This is a genomic window from Nostoc sp. ChiQUE01b (assembly GCF_034531255.1).
Classification (GTDB): Bacteria; Cyanobacteriota; Cyanobacteriia; order Cyanobacteriales; family Nostocaceae; genus Nostoc.
Window position 1 is genome coordinate 21467 of the sequence record NZ_JAVRBM010000002.1, and the last position, 16912, is coordinate 38378.

At 40.5% G+C, this 16912-nt stretch carries 14 protein-coding genes; 9 read left to right on the plus strand and 5 right to left on the minus strand.

From position 1 onward, the window contains the following. Nucleotides 1–16: 16 nt before the first annotated feature. The gene (locus RMY63_RS01900) at nt 17–727 is read left to right on the plus strand and encodes a type I restriction-modification system subunit M N-terminal domain-containing protein (protein WP_322727069.1); all 711 of its coding nucleotides are present in this window, start codon (nt 17–19) and stop codon (nt 725–727) included. Here RMY63_RS01900 and RMY63_RS01905 read toward each other — a convergent pair. Next, the gene (locus tag RMY63_RS01905) at nt 648–1781 is read right to left on the minus strand and encodes an IS4 family transposase (protein ID WP_322727070.1); all 1134 of its coding nucleotides are present in this window, start codon (nt 1779–1781) and stop codon (nt 648–650) included. The two genes, RMY63_RS01900 and RMY63_RS01905, sit on opposite strands and share 80 nt — an antisense overlap. Nucleotides 1782–1834: 53 nt before the next feature. Between RMY63_RS01905 and RMY63_RS01910 the strand changes: the two genes are divergently transcribed. Both RMY63_RS01910 and RMY63_RS01915 read left to right on the plus strand, forming a co-directional pair. Next, on the plus strand, nt 1835–2086 hold the full coding sequence (locus tag RMY63_RS01910) for a hypothetical protein (protein WP_322727071.1): 252 nt from the start codon (nt 1835–1837) through the stop codon (nt 2084–2086). Then, complete coding sequence (locus RMY63_RS01915) at nt 2083–5091, plus strand: type I restriction endonuclease subunit R (protein ID WP_322727072.1); 3009 nt, start codon at nt 2083–2085, stop codon at nt 5089–5091. Before RMY63_RS01910 ends, RMY63_RS01915 begins: the two co-directional genes overlap by 4 nt. 79 nt (nt 5092–5170) lie before the next feature. Here the strand turns inward: RMY63_RS01915 and RMY63_RS01920 are convergent, their stop codons facing one another. Then, nucleotides 5171–5542 (minus strand): four-helix bundle copper-binding protein, encoded by a 372-nt coding sequence (locus RMY63_RS01920; RefSeq protein WP_322727073.1) that lies wholly within the window; start codon nt 5540–5542, stop codon nt 5171–5173. Between the two features lie 492 nt (nt 5543–6034). Beyond that, entirely contained in the window at nt 6035–7213 is a 1179-nt protein-coding gene (locus RMY63_RS01925; protein WP_322727074.1) for a pyridoxal phosphate-dependent aminotransferase, read from the minus strand. 373 nt (nt 7214–7586) lie between these two features. Between RMY63_RS01925 and RMY63_RS01930 the strand changes: the two genes are divergently transcribed. From RMY63_RS01930 to RMY63_RS01940, 3 genes are all read left to right on the plus strand, one after another. Beyond that, nucleotides 7587–8186, plus strand: coding sequence for an MBL fold metallo-hydrolase (locus RMY63_RS01930; RefSeq protein WP_322727075.1), 600 nt, complete (start codon nt 7587–7589; stop codon nt 8184–8186). Nucleotides 8187–8570: 384 nt separating this feature from the next. Beyond that, entirely contained in the window at nt 8571–9833 is a 1263-nt protein-coding gene (locus tag RMY63_RS01935; protein WP_322727076.1) for an NAD(P)/FAD-dependent oxidoreductase, read from the plus strand. Nucleotides 9834–9913: 80 nt separating this feature from the next. Next, a complete protein-coding gene (locus tag RMY63_RS01940; protein ID WP_322727077.1) occupies nt 9914–10432 on the plus strand; it encodes a DoxX family protein in 519 nt (172 codons plus the stop codon). 443 nt (nt 10433–10875) lie between these two features. Here RMY63_RS01940 and msrB read toward each other — a convergent pair whose 3' ends face one another. Continuing rightward, nucleotides 10876–11370 carry a peptide-methionine (R)-S-oxide reductase MsrB gene (gene msrB / locus RMY63_RS01945; RefSeq protein ID WP_322727078.1) on the minus strand — a complete coding sequence of 165 codons (495 nt, stop codon included), beginning with the start codon at nt 11368–11370 and terminating at the stop codon, nt 10876–10878. 148 nt (nt 11371–11518) lie between these two features. On the opposite strand from msrB, the gene RMY63_RS01950 reads away from it, so the two are divergent. Next, on the plus strand, nt 11519–11761 hold the full coding sequence (locus RMY63_RS01950; RefSeq protein WP_322727079.1) for a hypothetical protein: 243 nt from the start codon (nt 11519–11521) through the stop codon (nt 11759–11761). Nucleotides 11762–12043: 282 nt separating this feature from the next. Next, on the plus strand, nt 12044–13387 hold the full coding sequence (gene gorA / locus RMY63_RS01955) for a glutathione-disulfide reductase (RefSeq protein WP_322727080.1): 1344 nt from the start codon (nt 12044–12046) through the stop codon (nt 13385–13387). Between the two features lie 457 nt (nt 13388–13844). Here gorA and RMY63_RS01960 read toward each other — a convergent pair whose 3' ends face one another. Beyond that, the gene (locus tag RMY63_RS01960; protein ID WP_322727081.1) at nt 13845–16217 is read right to left on the minus strand and encodes a CHASE2 domain-containing serine/threonine-protein kinase; all 2373 of its coding nucleotides are present in this window, start codon (nt 16215–16217) and stop codon (nt 13845–13847) included. A gap of 486 nt (nt 16218–16703) precedes the next feature. On the opposite strand from RMY63_RS01960, the gene RMY63_RS01965 reads away from it, so the two are divergent. Next, on the plus strand, nt 16704–16832 hold the full coding sequence (locus RMY63_RS01965) for a hypothetical protein (RefSeq protein WP_322727082.1): 129 nt from the start codon (nt 16704–16706) through the stop codon (nt 16830–16832). Nucleotides 16833–16912: the final 80 nt, after the last annotated feature.

The window sequence follows — 16912 nt, forward strand, 5'->3', positions numbered from 1 at the left end:
TACCCTGGAGTTTTTAATGTCCCGAACGGAAAAAGTAAGAAAACTTGCTGGTTTTATTTGGAGTATTGCTGAACTTTTACGCGGTGATTATAAGCAAGCTGACTACGGTAAAGTTATATTACCGTTTACAGTGTTGCGCCGTTTGGACTGTGTTCTAGAGCCAACAAAAGCAGTAGTCATGGAATTTTACGAAACCAAACTAAAGTCCATGAATCTGAAAAATCCAGAGCCGTTACTAAATCAGAAAGCTGGCGTAACTTTTCACAACATTAGCCAGTTTACCTTTCAAAAACTCAAGGCAGACCCAGATAATGTAGCTGCTAATCTCAGAAACTTTATTAATGGCTTCTCTATTGCTGGAAGAGAAATTATTGAATATTTTAACTTTACTGACCAAATTAATCGTTTAGATGAAGCAAATCTACTATTTTTAATTGTCAAAAACTTTGCTGAAATCAATCTTCATCCAGATGAAGTAAACAGCATGGAGATGGGCTATGTTTTTGAAGAATTGATTCGCAAATTTTCGGAATTATCTAATGAAACCGCAGGGGAACATTTTACACCCCGTGAAGTTATCAGGCTGATGGTCAACTTACTGTTTCTCAATGACAGAAATATTCTAACTCAAGAAGGTATTGTGACAACTATCTATGACCCTGCCTGTGGAACAGACCTCGTTGATAAAAGCAGTACTTATTGCGAGTTAATTTTATTAATTGAGTGACTAAATCTTTACATGGTTCCATAAAATTAACCCAAGTTTGACCATATAATCCAATATAAAAACTACTGTGTCGCCTTTGTGTACGCCCGTATTCCTTAACTCGACCAACATATTTTTGTACTCCTTGACGTTTAATTTTTTGTCCAGTAATCGTGGCAGATGTATATGCGATCGCTATTAATAAAATTAAAGTAATTAACCGTTCACCAGAGACATTAGTATCTTCCAAATTATAGCCACCTTTCTTAAAGTCACGAAACATCTCTTCAATATCGAATCTTCTTTTATAGGCTGCGATCGCTAATTCAAGAGTCTCTAAGTTTGTTAAAATAAACCATCCTTCTTTAGGAGCAATGCCTAATCTTTTACGTTTCCACTTGCAAGCAACGTTAAAGCTAAAAAAACCTTGGGTTTTTGTAACTTTTACCCCTTGAAAAAATAAGGAGGCTCCAGGTGATAATCCTACCTGTTTTAGTTCTAGCCAAATATCTTTCTTTACCTCTACGAAATGATTCTTTTTCAGTCGTAAACAAAAGTATATATTATTCTGTGTGAGCCAATTTGCTAGTTTAATAGAACAAAACTCTCTATCTCCCAATACACAGATTTTATAATTTTCAAAAAGCGGCAAGACCTTTGAGAGAATCTTTGTTTGTTCATCAAGATTACTATTACCTAACTTTGGTAGCAATGAAAAATATACTGGAAATGCTCTCTTGTCCCAAACTACACTAACCATAAAAAGATTTATCCGACTCCAATTTGTCCTATCTATCACTATATAAATTATTTTTTCTCTTTCAAAATATATAGATAACCAAGTTATGACAATCGGAAACCAAACTTTTTCAATTGAAAGGTTTGGTAATAATAAAAATCTTTGTATTTTTTTTCTTCTACTTTCAAAAAAAATAGGAATTGGCAAAGAAGTAGCTAGGGTTTCTAAACTAACTTTTTTAATTGATTGTAGAAGATTAATGAGAATTTGGAGCAACAAATATTCTGCAAGGTTTAGATTTTTTTGCAGGTATGTTTGGTAAAATATAGGCAACATTTTCAATAAGTAGGTCTTCTTGACAAAACTAGACCTACTTTTTTTACCATAAATTGCTATGCTCTTTACCTTACAAACGTTTCAGGCTACTTTGTCGCCCCGTCAGTAAAAAACTAGACATAGTAAAATTTTTACATAACGATGAAATCAGTTTTGTCAACCTTTGCTACAACGAAGTAGACAATTTAAAGGTAGACTTAAATGAATTCCAACGCGGCAAATTACACGAAATTCTCCGTCAGGTTGCTTATGAGCAATTTTTAACCGCCGTGAAAATCATTGAACAGACTGAGGCACAACCATGATTGCAACTGTTCAGACAACTGAAAAAGCTTTTGAAAATGCAATTATTCACGCTTTAGTGAGTAATGGTGGCTATGAAGAAGGCAATGCTAGCAACTTTAGTCAAGAATTAGCACTTGATAAAGTCATCCTGCTACGGTTTATTCAGACTTCTCAACCAGAAGCATGGCAAAACCTGACAGACATTCATGGTGCTGAGGTTGAACCTAAGTTCATCCAACGGCTGTGTCAAGAATTGGAAAATCGCGGGATGTTAGACGTGCTGCGCTATGGGATTATTGACTACGGTGTACGCTTCAAATTGGCATTCTTCAAACCTGCCAGCAGTCTAAACCCCGATACTTTAGCACTTTACAAGCAAAACATCCTGACTGTAACTCGTCAAGTGCATTACAGTGCTAATCATCAAAACTCCGTAGATTTGCTGCTGAGTATTAATGGCTTACCAGTTGCCACAGTAGAACTAAAAAACCAGTTCACTGGACAAAATGTAGAAAAAGCCAAGCACCAGTATATTCAAGACCGGGATAACCGAGATTTGTTATTTCAATTCAAGCGGCGTTGTTTGGTGCATTTTGCCGTAGACCCCGATGAAATCTGGATGACTACGCGCATTGATGGCAGTAACACACGTTTTCTACCCTTCAACAAAGGCTATAACAAAGGTGCAGGCAACCCACCCAACCCAAAGGGTTACAAAACTGCTTACCTTTGGGATGATATCTGGGCAAAAGACAGTTGGTTAGATATTATATGTCGTTTTTTGCACTTAGAGCAAGAAAACATTAAACTAAACCACAAATCTGCCAAAAAAGAAAGCCTCATCTTTCCTCGGTTTCACCAATTAGATGTAGTTCGCAAGCTAACCGCAGATGCCAAAATTAAAGGGACAGGACAAAATTACCTAATTCAGCATTCTGCTGGTAGTGGCAAAAGTAATTCTATTGCCTGGTTAGCATATCAACTTGCTAGCTTATATAATGATCAAAATGAGCGAGTTTTCGATTTAGTTATCGTTATCACTGATAGAAAAGTATTAGACCAGCAACTTCAAAATACGATTTACCAGTTTGAGCATAAGCAAGGAGTTGTGCAAAAAATTGATAAAAACTCTGGACAACTAGCTGAAGCGTTGGTTTCTGGCACTAACATCATTATTACTACCTTACAGAAATTTCCTTTTGTCTTAGATAAGATTCGAGAAATCTTAGAAAAAAACAAGATTGGCGAACTACCTAAACGTAATTACGCCCTAATTGTGGACGAAGCCCACAGTTCTCAAAGTGGCGAAGCGTCCAAGAAAATGAAAGAAGTGCTTTCTATCAATGATTTAAGTCTTTCAGCCAAGCAAGAAAGCATGGCTGATGAGGAAGATGATATTGAAGATAACATCCGCAAGTCGATGCGTGCCCGTGGTAAACAACCAAATTTGAGCTTTTTTGCCTTCACAGCCACACCCAAGCCAAAAACCTTAGAAGACTTTGGCCAAATGAACGCCCAAGGGCAAACAGAACCCTTTCATCTGTATTCCATGCGGCAGGCAATTGAAGAAGGTTTTATCATGGATGTATTGCAAAATTATACAACCTACAGAACTTTCTTCAAAATCAGTAAGGCGATCGCAGACGATCCTAACATTTCTAAAAAGAAAACGAGTCGAGCGATCGCTAAATTTTTATCACTCCATCCACACAACCTAGCCCAAAAAACTCAAGTTATTATCGAGCATTTTCGCCAATGTGTGATGCATAAAATTGGCGGTAAAGCTAAAGCAATGGTGGTTACAGCTTCTCGACCTCATGTAATCCGCTATAAAGAAGAATTCGACAACTATTTACAGAAACAAGGTTATGCAGACATCAAAGCATTAGTAGCTTTTACTGCTTTTACCGATAGAGAAACTTATATCGAGTACACTGAATCTGATATCAACGGCTTTGGTGAAAAAGAATTACCCGAAAAATTTGAAACGGTTGAATATCAACTCCTGATTGTAGCAGACAAGTATCAAACTGGTTTCGATCAGCCATTATTGCACACGATGTATATAGATAAAAAACTTTCTGGTGTCAAAGCTGTACAAACCCTCTCTCGCTTGAATCGCACTTGTCCAGGTAAGGAAGACACTTTTGTTTTAGATTTTGCTAATGATGAGCAGGAAATTATTGATGCTTTCCAGCCTTATTACGAACAAACAACACTAATAGCAACAACAGATCCTAACAGATTGTATGATTTAAAAAATAGGTTAGATAGCTACCAGATTATCTGGTATAGTGAGGTAGATGCTTTTGCCAAGATATTTTTTAAGTCTCAGGAAAAGGTAAATAATCTAGATCAAAGTAGACTGCATTCCTTTATTGATCCTGCTGTAGACCGTTTTAAAGGTTTAAGTGAAGAACAGCAAGATGAGTTTAAAAATAGTCTAACCGCTTTTATCCGGTTATATGCATTCTTGGCACAGATTATGCCATTTGCAGATGGAGAGCTAGAAAAATTTTATGCTTTTACTCGTATTTTGCAAACAAAATTACCAAAACTTAGCCAAAGTGAAGCTTTTAAACTTATTGACGAAGTTGCACTAGAATATTATCGACTACAAAAAATCCGAGAAGATCAGATAGTCTTAGAAAAAAATACAGAGTTAGCTCTACAACCTATAACCGAAGCTGGCATACCAAGAGATAAAGAAGAACAGGCTAAACTTTCAGAGATTATCGATATTCTCAACAAAAGATTTAGAACTGATTTTACTGAAGCAGACAAATATTTTTTCAGCCAAATTGAAGAAGCACTAGTTCAAGATAAGACATTATCACAACAAGCCAAAAGTAACTCAATTCAGAACTTTAAATATGGCTTTGAGGATGTATTTCTGACAAAGCTGATTGAGCGAATGGATTTAAATCAAGATATTTTTACCAAAATCATAGATTTCAAAGATTTTGGTGAAGTAGTAAAGGACTGGATGCTGAGGAAAGTGTATACAAGATTGACAAATGATTAAATTACTTCAAGCGCCCAGACTTGAAGAATCTGAGCGCTTGAATATTAGGTTGCAGAGAAACATCTGCTAGTTAGGGAAATTAAGCAGGCATCATATGCATACTTCTGCACGATTCTGCACACTTGCGACAAGCAGCAGCACATTCCATCATTTTCGCATCATCGCTCATCATCTCACACGCCATTGCAGTGCGATCGCACATTTCAGCACAAAGCATACAAGTGCGTTCCATGAACTCAGAACCGCTCATCATCATGTTCATACACATCATGCACATTTCAGAGCAATCACGCATCATGCTCATCATGCTCATCATGCTCTTGTCCATCTGCTGACCACCTTTGCTCATGCAATGAGTCATGGTTTCCATGCACATTTTATGACAGTCCATACAAACATCCATGCAAGTTTGCATTTCTGGAGTCATGGTTTCAGTCATCATCATCATCATCGGAAATTCCTCCTGATTTTTTGATGCATAAAATAGTGTCCTTGAAAGGACTACTGATCACATTAGTCTTATCCTTTTAAAGAGTCAATGGGGTTTTTAATCCAGAATTTTTAAGCCTACTATCCCGATATAATTACCGGTAAATTGAAGGAATTCTACACTAGTTTGGTGTTGTTTTTCTGGGAAATACTACACATTAAGGCTTAGAAACCCTCGTTCACAAGTGTGGTTTACTTTGGCAAGTCAACTTTACGTCAGGGATCAAAAGTTAGAGTTAAATTTAACTCGAAAATAATGTTATTGTTTTTAACAAATGAATGCCTAAACTAAGCATTTGTAAATTTATATTAACCTGTGTTTTATTAACTTATATTAACTTGAAGATATATGTCCTGAAAAATTCGTAATTCATAATGAAATTTCAACTGCACTTAAAACAAAACTTCCTCAAAAAAAGTAATTTTCACAACTTAACATAAGATATGATGTCGGTTATATATTTGATTGCAATTTGAGTAAGCGATCGCTCGCTGCCTGTAATGTCTCAGGTCTTTTGCTGAAGCAAAATCTGATCAATGAATGTCCTTTTTCTGGTTGGCTAAAAAAGCTAGAACCGGGAACGACAGCAACACCGATATCTTTAATCAGATGGTAAGTGAATTCAACATCTGTTTTATAGCCAAATTTGGAAATATCTGCAAGAACATAATAGGCTCCTTTAGGAACGAAATAGGGAATCCCAACTTGGTCTAGAATTTGTAAAATGCTATCCCGCTTCTGGTGATAAAGTTTGGCTAGTTCTTCATAATAGGATGCTGGCAATTGCATAGCAGCAACTCCGGCTCGTTGCAATGGTGCAGGTGCACCAACGGTGAGAAAATCATGGACTTTCCGAATCGCCCCTGTCAATTCAGGGTTTGCCAGAATGTAGCCGACTCGCCATCCAGTGACGCTATAAGTTTTGGATAAACCGTTAATAGTAACGGTGCGTTCTTTCATACCGGGAAGGGTCGCTAAGGCAATATGTTGAGTGCCGTCATAGAGAATATGTTCATAGATTTCGTCTGTGAACGCTAACACATCCCATTTTTGACAAAGTTCAGCAATTAGGGTGAGTTCTTCACGGGTGAAGACTTTACCTGTAGGATTATGAGGTGTGTTGATAATAATCGCTTTGGTATGGGCATTGAAAGCTTGACGCAACTGTGCTTCATCAAATGTCCAATCAGGAGGATGCAGTGTCACGTAGCGGGGTATAGCACCAGCTAAAATCGCATCGGGGCCGTAGTTTTCATAATATGGCTCAAATACAATTACTTCGTCACCGGGATCGACTGTCGCCAGCATCACAGATGCCATTGCTTCTGTAGAACCGCAGGTAACGGTGATTTGGGTTTCGGGATCGATATCTAAGCCGAGATACCAACGGACTTTGTTAGCGATCGCATGACGAAATGGGCGATCGCCCCAAGTAATGGCATACTGATTAACATCTGCCTCTATGGCCTGATATGCTGCCTGTTTCAACTCCAAGGGACAAGGAAAATCAGGGAATCCCTGCGCCAGATTTACTGCATCATGTTGCAGTGCCACCCTGGTCATTTCTCGAATCACTGACTCTGTAAACTGTTCTGCCTTCGCTGATATTTTTTGCCGCCCAATCTTACTCACCCCTATACCTCCGTTGATCGTTATTGCCGTTATCCGGGAATTTCTGTAAGCCAGACAAAAGCCATAATATTGATAGATTTATCGTAGTATACTCAAATTTCAGATCCAGAGGGAAGGAGCCGGGGCAGTAAAGATGGGGGACTGGGGAGCAGGGGTGCAGGGGAGACAAGGGGACAAGGGGACAAGGGGGAATTATTGAACAAGTTTCTCCCTTGTCTCCCGCCTCTTCCTTGTCTACCTTGTCTCTTCTCCATGCCCAATCCCCAATCCCCAATCCCCAATCCCCAATCCCCAATCCCCAATGCCCTTATTATCTATATACTTAATTATTGAGATTAATAGTCAATTATTGAAGTACTGATCCAGAATCATCATGAAATCTTTGCACCGTCCCGATCTGTATAGCTGGTCTAATTTCAATCCGGCAAGAAATATTGATTTCAATGGGATTGCCTGGATTCGCCCAGATGGCAACATCTTGATTGACCCAGTAGCCCTATCAAACCATGATTGGAATCATTTGCAATCCCTCGGTGGTGTGGGTTGGATTGTGTTGACGAATTCTGAACATGTCAGGGCAAGTAAAGAAATTGCCGATCAAACTTATGCTAAGGTAGCCGGTCCTGTGGCGGAAAAAGACACTTTTCCTATACATTGCGATCGCTGGCTGTCTGATGGTGAAGAATTTGTACCTGGACTAAAGGTAATTGAACTCCAAGGTTCTAAAACGCCAGGTGAACTGGCTCTATTATTGGAGGAAACGACGTTGATTACAGGAGATTTAGTACGGGCACGTAAAGCTGGTAGTTTGACGATATTACCTGATGACAAGCTGCTGAATAGAGAGCAGGCTATTGCTTCTGTACAGAGGTTAGCAGAACTCAGTCGGGTGGAAGCTGTGTTAGTGGGGGATGGTTGGCCTGTGTTCCGCGATGGACGCGATCGCTTAAAGGAACTTGTGGCGACGTTATAAATGGGTGCTAGTAATTACACCTGGAAAAGTAATTTTGTAGATTTATCTATCAACTTACAAACTGTTGATATGGAAATCCCATTTAATTTGTAAGAATTTAAAGTTAGAGATTCCCGGTTTTTTCAACACAAAAGCCGGGAATTTTATAGGAATAGTTGTTTTCTGTACTTCCCCTGTCAGTTTACCTTAGTGTCATTATCATCAATAGACTTCTTGCAGAAGTGGGGAAAAGGGTAAGGGGTAAAGGGGAAAGGGCTAATAAAAACCCTTTTCCCTTTAACCTTTTCCCTTTCCCCCCTCTTGCAAAAGTAACTTTTGCAAGAGGTCTAATATATTGACAGTTAATAACTTGAGTGACTTGCTAAGTAAATCAAGAGGGGAAGGATGAACAGTCGCCGCGTTGTCATTGTTGGCGCTGGATTCAGTGGGTTGCAAACTGCCCAATCTTTAGCTGATTCTGGTGTAGATGTATTATTAATTGATCGCCATAACTATCACACTTTTGTACCGTTGTTGTATCAGGTTGCCACAGGTCAATTAGAACCAGAGTACATTGCTTACCCAATCCGCACGACTTTACGGCGATTCTCTTTGTTACGGAATAAGCCGAAAGTTCAGTTTTTGATGGCTGAGGTTGAGCATATTGATTTTTCAGGGCAAACTGTTGAGACAGATAGTTGTGTAATTACCTATGACTTTCTGGTGCTAGCAACTGGAAGCCGAACCCAGTTTTTGGGAGTTCCTGGAGCTTCAGAATATGCTTTCTCCATGAGAACTTTAGAACAAGCAATAGCTATCCGCAATCACATTTTCTCTTGTTTTGAGCAAGCTATCCAAGAATCTGATTCCTTACGACGCCAACAACTGCTGACGTTTACGATTGTCGGCGGTGGCGCAACCGGTGTTGAGGTGGCGGGTGCTTTGGTGGAAATGCTTCGAGGTCACTTGCGTCGGGACTATTCCACACTTTTACAGGAAGTGAGGTTGATTCTGGTGCAATCTGGCGATCGCTTGTTGGCTGAACTGCCAAAAAAGTTGGGAGCCTACGCCCATAAACGATTACATCAGCTAGGAGTTGAGGTTTATCTGCTTTCCAAAGTTACTCTAGTAACTTTGGAATCTGTACATCTGCAAAACGATGAGGTAATTCCAACTGCAACCGTCATTTGGACTGCGGGGTTAGAAGCAAATTATCCCACAACATCAAAGGAGGTATCTTCAGCAAATAAGGGAAAGTTACTTGTTCATCCCACCCTACAATTGCTTGAGCAACCCAATATTTATGCAATTGGAGATCTGGCATATATGGAACAGAACGGTAAACCATTAACTGGGGTTGCACCAGAGGCACTTCAGCAGGGTGTTGCTGTAGCCCGAAATATTCAGCGGCAATTTCGAGGTAAATCACCAGAGCATTTTAGCTATTTCAACAAGGGAAGATTAGCGATTATTGGCTGTTATTCAGGTGTGGGAAAAATTGGTGCATTTGCCTTTACAGGATGCTTGGCTTGGCTGATGTGGCTAGGAGTTCATTTAGTATATCTTCCTGGCTATCGCAGTCGTTTCCTAGTATTACTTACTTGGCTTCACACTTACTTCTTCAGTGATCGCTCAGTTCGCTTAATTCTGTCTATGAAAGAACGTTAGCTCTCAAAACCGCTAAGTGCTTCCCAATTTCTGCTATTGAAATCAATTACAGTCGGCGTACCATAGTTGGAGTTCAGGCAATGACTGAAAATAGAAACTACATTAGTCTCAAATCAAAGGATGTTGCGATCGCCTATTTGTTGCTGCGAATTCTCATCGGTGTAAATTACTTTAATCACGGATTCACTCGCATTTTCAACATCCCTGGATTCGTTGAAAATACTGTTAAAGAACTAGCAGATTCTTATTTCCCAGAATTTCTGGTGAGAATCAATTCTTACCTAGTGCCCCCTGTAGAGTTAATTGTAGGCGTGTTGATTACACTTGGGTTAGCTACCAGAAGCGCTTTGATTGTCACCTTTGTCCTGATGATCGTTTTGAAGTTGGGAGTGACATCGATACAAAACTGGGGTGCAGCTACTTCCATGCTTTCTTACGGGATTGTGCTGTTTATCTTGCTTGCAGGTAGCAGCTTTAATATTTACTCCCTCGATCGCTGGAGAAAAAAGAGACAAAACCTTGTAGACTCAGAAGCGAATCGTGAACAAGGTAGGGTCAATTTCTTTAGGAATAACTTTTGGATAAAACGTCGGTTATAGCATCGTTTACCCAATCATAGTCCTTTGAAATAAAGAAATATTCGTAAAGTGGAATGTAACTTACTTAAGCAAAAGTTATTACTGAGGGGATAGTTGGCCCGTCTTCCGTGATGGAAGCGATCGCTTACACGAACTTGCAGCGACACTGTAAATGTGTGGGGTGATCGCTATCAGCAAAGTCAAGAGTTTGGAGCTTGAAAAGTAGAGGTTAAAAGGCGATCGCTACCCAGTAATGAAATCATAAAGATAAATAATCATTAAATGACATTTCCACGACGCAATAGAGCATGGTTGACCAGTCTTTCGCAATGGACGTGATCGCTTGCAGGATCTAGTAGCAACGCTGTAAATAATTAGGGTAGCACAGCTAGCTATGCTACCCTAAAATCTGATGATTTAGGTTATGTGTGCGATGTCACCACGGGCTACGCCTACGCAACTTATCAAGCAGGATCAAACTTCAGCGAAACACCGTTCATGCAGTAGCGCTTACCAGTGGGTGCAGGGCCATCATCAAAAACATGACCCAGATGACCACCACAGCGACTACAATGCACTTCAGTTCTGATCATAAACAACGACTTGTCTACAGTCGTGGCGATCGCACCTTCAATTGGATTAAAGAAGCTAGGCCAGCCAGTACCACTATTAAATTTGGTATCAGATGTAAACAGTGGTAGTTCACAGGCGGCACAATAATAAGTGCCTTGGTCGTATTCCTTATCTAAGGAACTGGTGTAAGGGCGTTCAGTTCCATGTTTACGCAATACATTAAACTGTTCTGGCGTTAAAATTGTGCGCCATTCTGACTCTGGTTTGGTAACTTCAAATCCACTCTGAGAAGTTGTCATTGCTTGTGACCCCCAATTGATATACCTTGATAACAACGCTGTGCCGACTATGACTGCACTAGCCTGTAAAAAATAGCGTTTGTCCATATATCTATTATTTTCTATTTTCCGGTTCACTGGGCAATCGATTCCAGTGCGGAATTCCCTACATGAATAGACCTCTTGCAAAAGTCCCCTAACACCCCACCCCCAACCCCTAAGAGCCTGCTCTTAGGGGAGAATTTGACGTAATATCATGTCCGCTAAATTACCCTTAATTCCCTCGGAACCCCAAAGAGCCAACGCTACGCTTTGTCTCCCCTCCCCGCAAGCCTACCGTGTATACACAAATATAGGCCGCAAGGGTTTCAACTCTTTAGTTCCTGATAAATCCCGAAATATTGGGCAACTTGAAACTCCATTTATCCCCCTAATTTTAGAGCTAGGGCGACGTAACCAAGTTTCAGGTAGGATTTCTCGACTTGTGTATACACCGTAGCCCCACAAGCTCTTAGCAGGGTGGTTTCATACAAAGAAGGAAAAAACTTTGTGCAGTTGGTTGGAGAGGACACGTTGTGCTTGAGGAATAGTTCGGAAACAGAGTTTGCGGGCGATCGCTGTTCCTTTTCGATCTAATACTATCTAATGCGGCAATCAACTAAATATCAGCCTGGTTCCATCCCAAATTGTCCACCCAAAGACAGTAGATGAAGTTTTGTCTGAATAACTATAAGGGATGAAATAGCTCTGCTTTCCAAAAAGTGAAAAAGGAACAGATTTTATGACGTTTGATTATGATTTGTTTGTCATTGGTGCTGGGTCTGGGGGATTGGCAGCAGCTAAAAAAGCAGCTAGTTATGGGGTACGTGTCGCCATTGCCGAACAAGAAGCCATTGGTGGAACCTGTGTAAATCGTGGCTGTGTTCCAAAAAAGCTGATTGTCTACGCTGCTGACTTCGCCCTAAAATATCAAATAGCGCACAGTTATGGGTGGAGTGACTGTCAAACATCTTTTGACTGGACATTATTTATTAAGTCAGTACATCAGCATATTGACAGCGTTAACCAATCCTATTTTCAGCAATTGCAAAAAGCTGGAATTGAATTAATTTGCCAACATACCACTTTCATCGATGCCCATACTATCAATATTGATGGACGCAAAGTTACAGCCGACAAAATTTTAATTGCTGTGGGAGGGCAACCCCTCAAGCCCAATATCCCAGGTATAGAATACGCCATCACATCCCGCGAGATGTTTCAGCTACCCTATCTGCCGAAACGTTTAGCAATTATTGGCGGCGGCTACATTGGCATAGAGTTTTCTAGCATGATGCACGCTTTCGGTTGTGAGGTGACGGTGATTGAAAAAGGCGAGATGATTTTATCGGGGTTTGATGATAACATTCGCTCTGCGGTACAACAGGGTTTGAGCAAACGGGGAATTAAGTTTTTCACCAACAGCACTGTTCAAGAAATCAAATACTCAGATGAGAGTTTGTTGTTAACTATTACTGGTGAGAGCCAAGAAATAATTACAGCAGATACCATCTTAGTTGCCACAGGTTATGCTCCAAATACCAAGAATCTTGGTTTGGAAAATGCCCATGTTGAACTTGGTGAAGATGGTGCAATCAAAGTAGATGAAGAAAGCCGCACCAGCCAAAACAATATTTTTGCTGTGGGTGACTGCACCAGCCGCGTGCAATTGACTCCAGTGGCTAAGGCAGAAGGTATTGCCTTTGCCGATACAGTTTTTGGGAACAAGCCGCAAAAACTAAATTATGATTATGTGCCCACTGCTGTTTTTTGCCGTCCAGAAGCGGCTAGTGTAGGGATGACGGAGGCGAAAGCACGGGAAAAATTTGGTGAATCTGTAGAATGCTACTGTACCCAATTCCAACCACTGTTGTATCAGATGATCGAACAAAATGAACCAACCACCATGAAGTTAGTGCTTAATGCTGATTCTGGACAAGTTTTGGGCGCTCATATGGTGGGTGAACACGCAGCAGATATCATTCAAAGCCTCGGCGTGGCAATTCGCAAAGGCATTACCAAGCAAGATTTCGATCAAACCATAGGCATTCATCCCACAACAGGTGAAGAATTTCTGTCGTTATAGCAAGGGACTGGGGACTGGGTGAAAAGTCTTTTTGTGTCTAAGTTTTATCATCTGTTGATGTCCTGATCACCAAGGCTTGTGCTATAAATTAAAATCATGTGCAGGGCTGAGTGAAAAAGGCACAAACAGAGAAGGGGGAAATCCTTCTTCTCAGCTCCCTATTCTCGTGCCCAATTATCAATCAGAATTCAGGAGTCAGGAGTCAGAAAACAGGTATTCTGACCGAAAAAGCGGATAGCGCAGCGTTAGCGAGTCCGCGAGCGTCTGAATAAGTGGGTTTAAGAAAAGAAGAGCTAAATCTTCTCTTTCAGAGACGCTCTTGCTAGCTTGCTTAAGAGCAGGGGTACGATTTAGCGGTCAACTTTCGTAGTGGCGGGTCTGAATTCCCCACTAATTGATTCTGATTTCTGTTAGCGGTAGCGGGGCGTTTAGCCCATTCTGACTTCTGGATTCTTCTTCAATTGGAAGTCTCTTGTCCTTCTGAGCAAGATTTTGTGGGAATGCCTAAATCGTCTAAAGTATTCATTAATAAGTCATCTTGTGGGCGATGGTATCTGTGTTGGGAATTTACCAAATCATCAAGATCCTTAAGAGCTTCAAGATCCTTAAGAGCTTCTGATGCAGACTGATATCGCTGTTTGAAGTCATCCAGCACCATTTTACTGAGAATCTGAGCTAGGGAGTGACTTACCTGAGTGCGTAGTTTACCGCCGTAGGCATCGCTCCATTTGATTTCCCCATTAACATCTCTATCTAACTCACGGGGGGCTACACCAGTTAAGGCTTTAATCCCAACCATACCAACTGCATAGATATCACTACTGTAGTGTGGACGCCCAAAACATTGTTCGCTTGGTGCATAACCCTGAGTACCAATACCAATGGTGAAAGCGGTTGACTCTTGACGATCGAGCTGTTTGATGCCGACTTCCTTAACGGCTCCAAAGTCAATCAATACCAGTTTTCCGTCTGAGTGTCGCCGGATGATATTACTGGGTTTAATATCCCGATGAATCACGTGGTTTTCATGGACAAATGTTAATGTTTGCAATAAGTCCCTGATAATTTTAATCGCGGCAATTTCTTCAATTGCTCTACCTACTAAAAGTTCTTGATTTAAAGGATGACCAATTATTTCTTCTTGCACTAAATAAAATTCTTCATCTTCTTCAAAATAGGCCAAAAGTTGAGGAATTTGAGCGTGCCTTCCCAATTTTTCTAGTGTTTGTGCCTCTGAGTTAAATAAACGTCTGGCAAGTTGCAATCCTTCTGGTTTGGTGTTGGCTGGTTTGAGTTGTTTGACAACACATCGCGGATTTCCAGGACGTTGGGTATCTTCGGCAATGTAGGTTTCACTAAATCCACCGGAACCGAGAACTTTGACAATTTTGTAGCGTCTAGCCAAAACTTTCCCTGATAAGGCTAAATCTCGTTGCTGGATTAGGTGTTGGAAGTCATCTTGTTGGCTGATAATCTCTTGGACAACGGGTGAAGTTTTATACTTCTGAAAAATGTCTACTAATTGGCGTTTTCTGATGCTTTCCCTGATGACTGAGGTTGCCAAATAGCAAACTCCGGTCATTGCGATCGCGATCATTGGTACACTAGTGGGAAAAATTAACTGACCATAGACAAATAACCCATAACTAATTCCTCCCCAAGCGCCAGACAGGGCAAGGCTATAGAAAAATCTATGGATGCTACGTTTGCGTCTGCTAATCATCAAGGCTGAACTGCCCACTAGCATTAGCACAAACAAACCCTGCAATGAGGGACTATTAATTCCTGGGGCGATCGCTTTTCCTGTCATCAAAGTTGCGATCGCATTAGCGTGAATTTCCACGCCCGACATCAGTTCACTACTTTTACTTCCAGCAACTGGATAATAATCATTATGTAACTTATCTGTTGCACCAATCAGCACGATCTTGTCTTTGAACACCTTTCCTTGCTGCAAATAGCTGTTCCAGTTTTGCGGGTCGAGTACGTGCCAAAAAGGTTTTTGCTCAAATGTACCCGCAGGCCCCCAAAAATAAATGCGATCCCCTTTTGGTTGAGGATAATTTACTTGTGCTGCCTTCAGCGCTGCTTCATCAAAAGAGAGTCGCTTTTTGCTAAATAGATTATCTTTACCTAAGAACTTGGGAAACTCACTCGCTAATCGATGAACTTTTCCATCTACTTCTAAAGGAAAATTAACTGAGCCAATGGATACTGACCCTGTACGAAACATTTGTTGTGGGTCTGTTAGTTGCGTAAAAGACCCTTGGTGCGTCAAGGAATTTTCGTAGACGGCTGCTAAGGTAACTTTATTACCATATTTTTGTAATACTGCCTGAAATTGGCGATCGTCTGTAACTCCATAGCTACTAGATGTATCAAAAACTACATCTAACGCCACAGCGCGGGCACCTGCTTCGATTAATTTTGTGATCACCTGTGAGTATGCAGCACGTTTATAAGGATAAGATTTTAGTGTTTCTAAGTAGGCATACTGTTTCGGATCTGTTTTATAGTACTGTTCGGGAACCGATATTGACTGATCGTCTATTGCTAAAATTACAATGTCTTCTGGAGGCGCGATCGGCCCACGCAGTTGAAAAAAGCCAGAAACCACCTGATTTTCGCTCAATTGAACCAATTCCCCACCAGAAGCGCTCAATAGTGCGCTCCCAATTGCCCAAGTACCTGCTAGTAGATGACCTAAGCGAACCATCCATCGGGAGTGGCGAGCAGATGTTGTCGAAGTCACTTTTGTTGGTTTACTTGACAGTCTATTGGCAGTAGAGACATAGTTTTTAGTTAAAGTAGATGTAGGTTCTTCTGCCATATCGTGTTACTGATTGATTTAAGTCCAACACTTTTATTTATTCAGACGACGTTTTAGTGTAAGCACATAGAAATAAGACTTAAATGATAATCTTATACATTTGTAAAGTATCTTCTATTCATCAACAAACTTTTATTGGCAGAGCCAGCCCCCAAGAAATTCTTACTCAACCACTACTTAATTTATTCTTTTTTTGTTGAATAAGTTACAAGTAGTGATTGTCTCATAGATCGGAGCCAGATATACTCTACCTGTGCATTTGGTTGTGGCCAGATTTTACCCTCACCTAACCAAGAAGTACGTTACTAACTGGATGCTATACCAGAAGCAGTCCCAAGACTGTCTTCTGTCTCTGGTGCAATGTTGGTAATCTCCAGAAAGCATGTCCTAAGACTGACAGCTTTACCAAAAGATAGGCATTAATTTATATCTTACCTTAAGCCTATGTTATACCTCTTTCGGAGTAAACTTTAGGGTTATGCAGCGATGAATGCTGTTACTGGGTCAATTTTATGGGTAGATTTTGATTGCCAGGTGGCTGTTGCAGTGCTGGAGGTGAATCAGGTTAACACCCAGGATCTTAACTTCAATATTGCAGGCGTTTTTATGTCTTGAAAGAGGTAGGATAAAAGCTATAGATAAAGAACTATGTTATAGATATTAGCAAACAAGGCATTTGAAAATTGCTATAATCT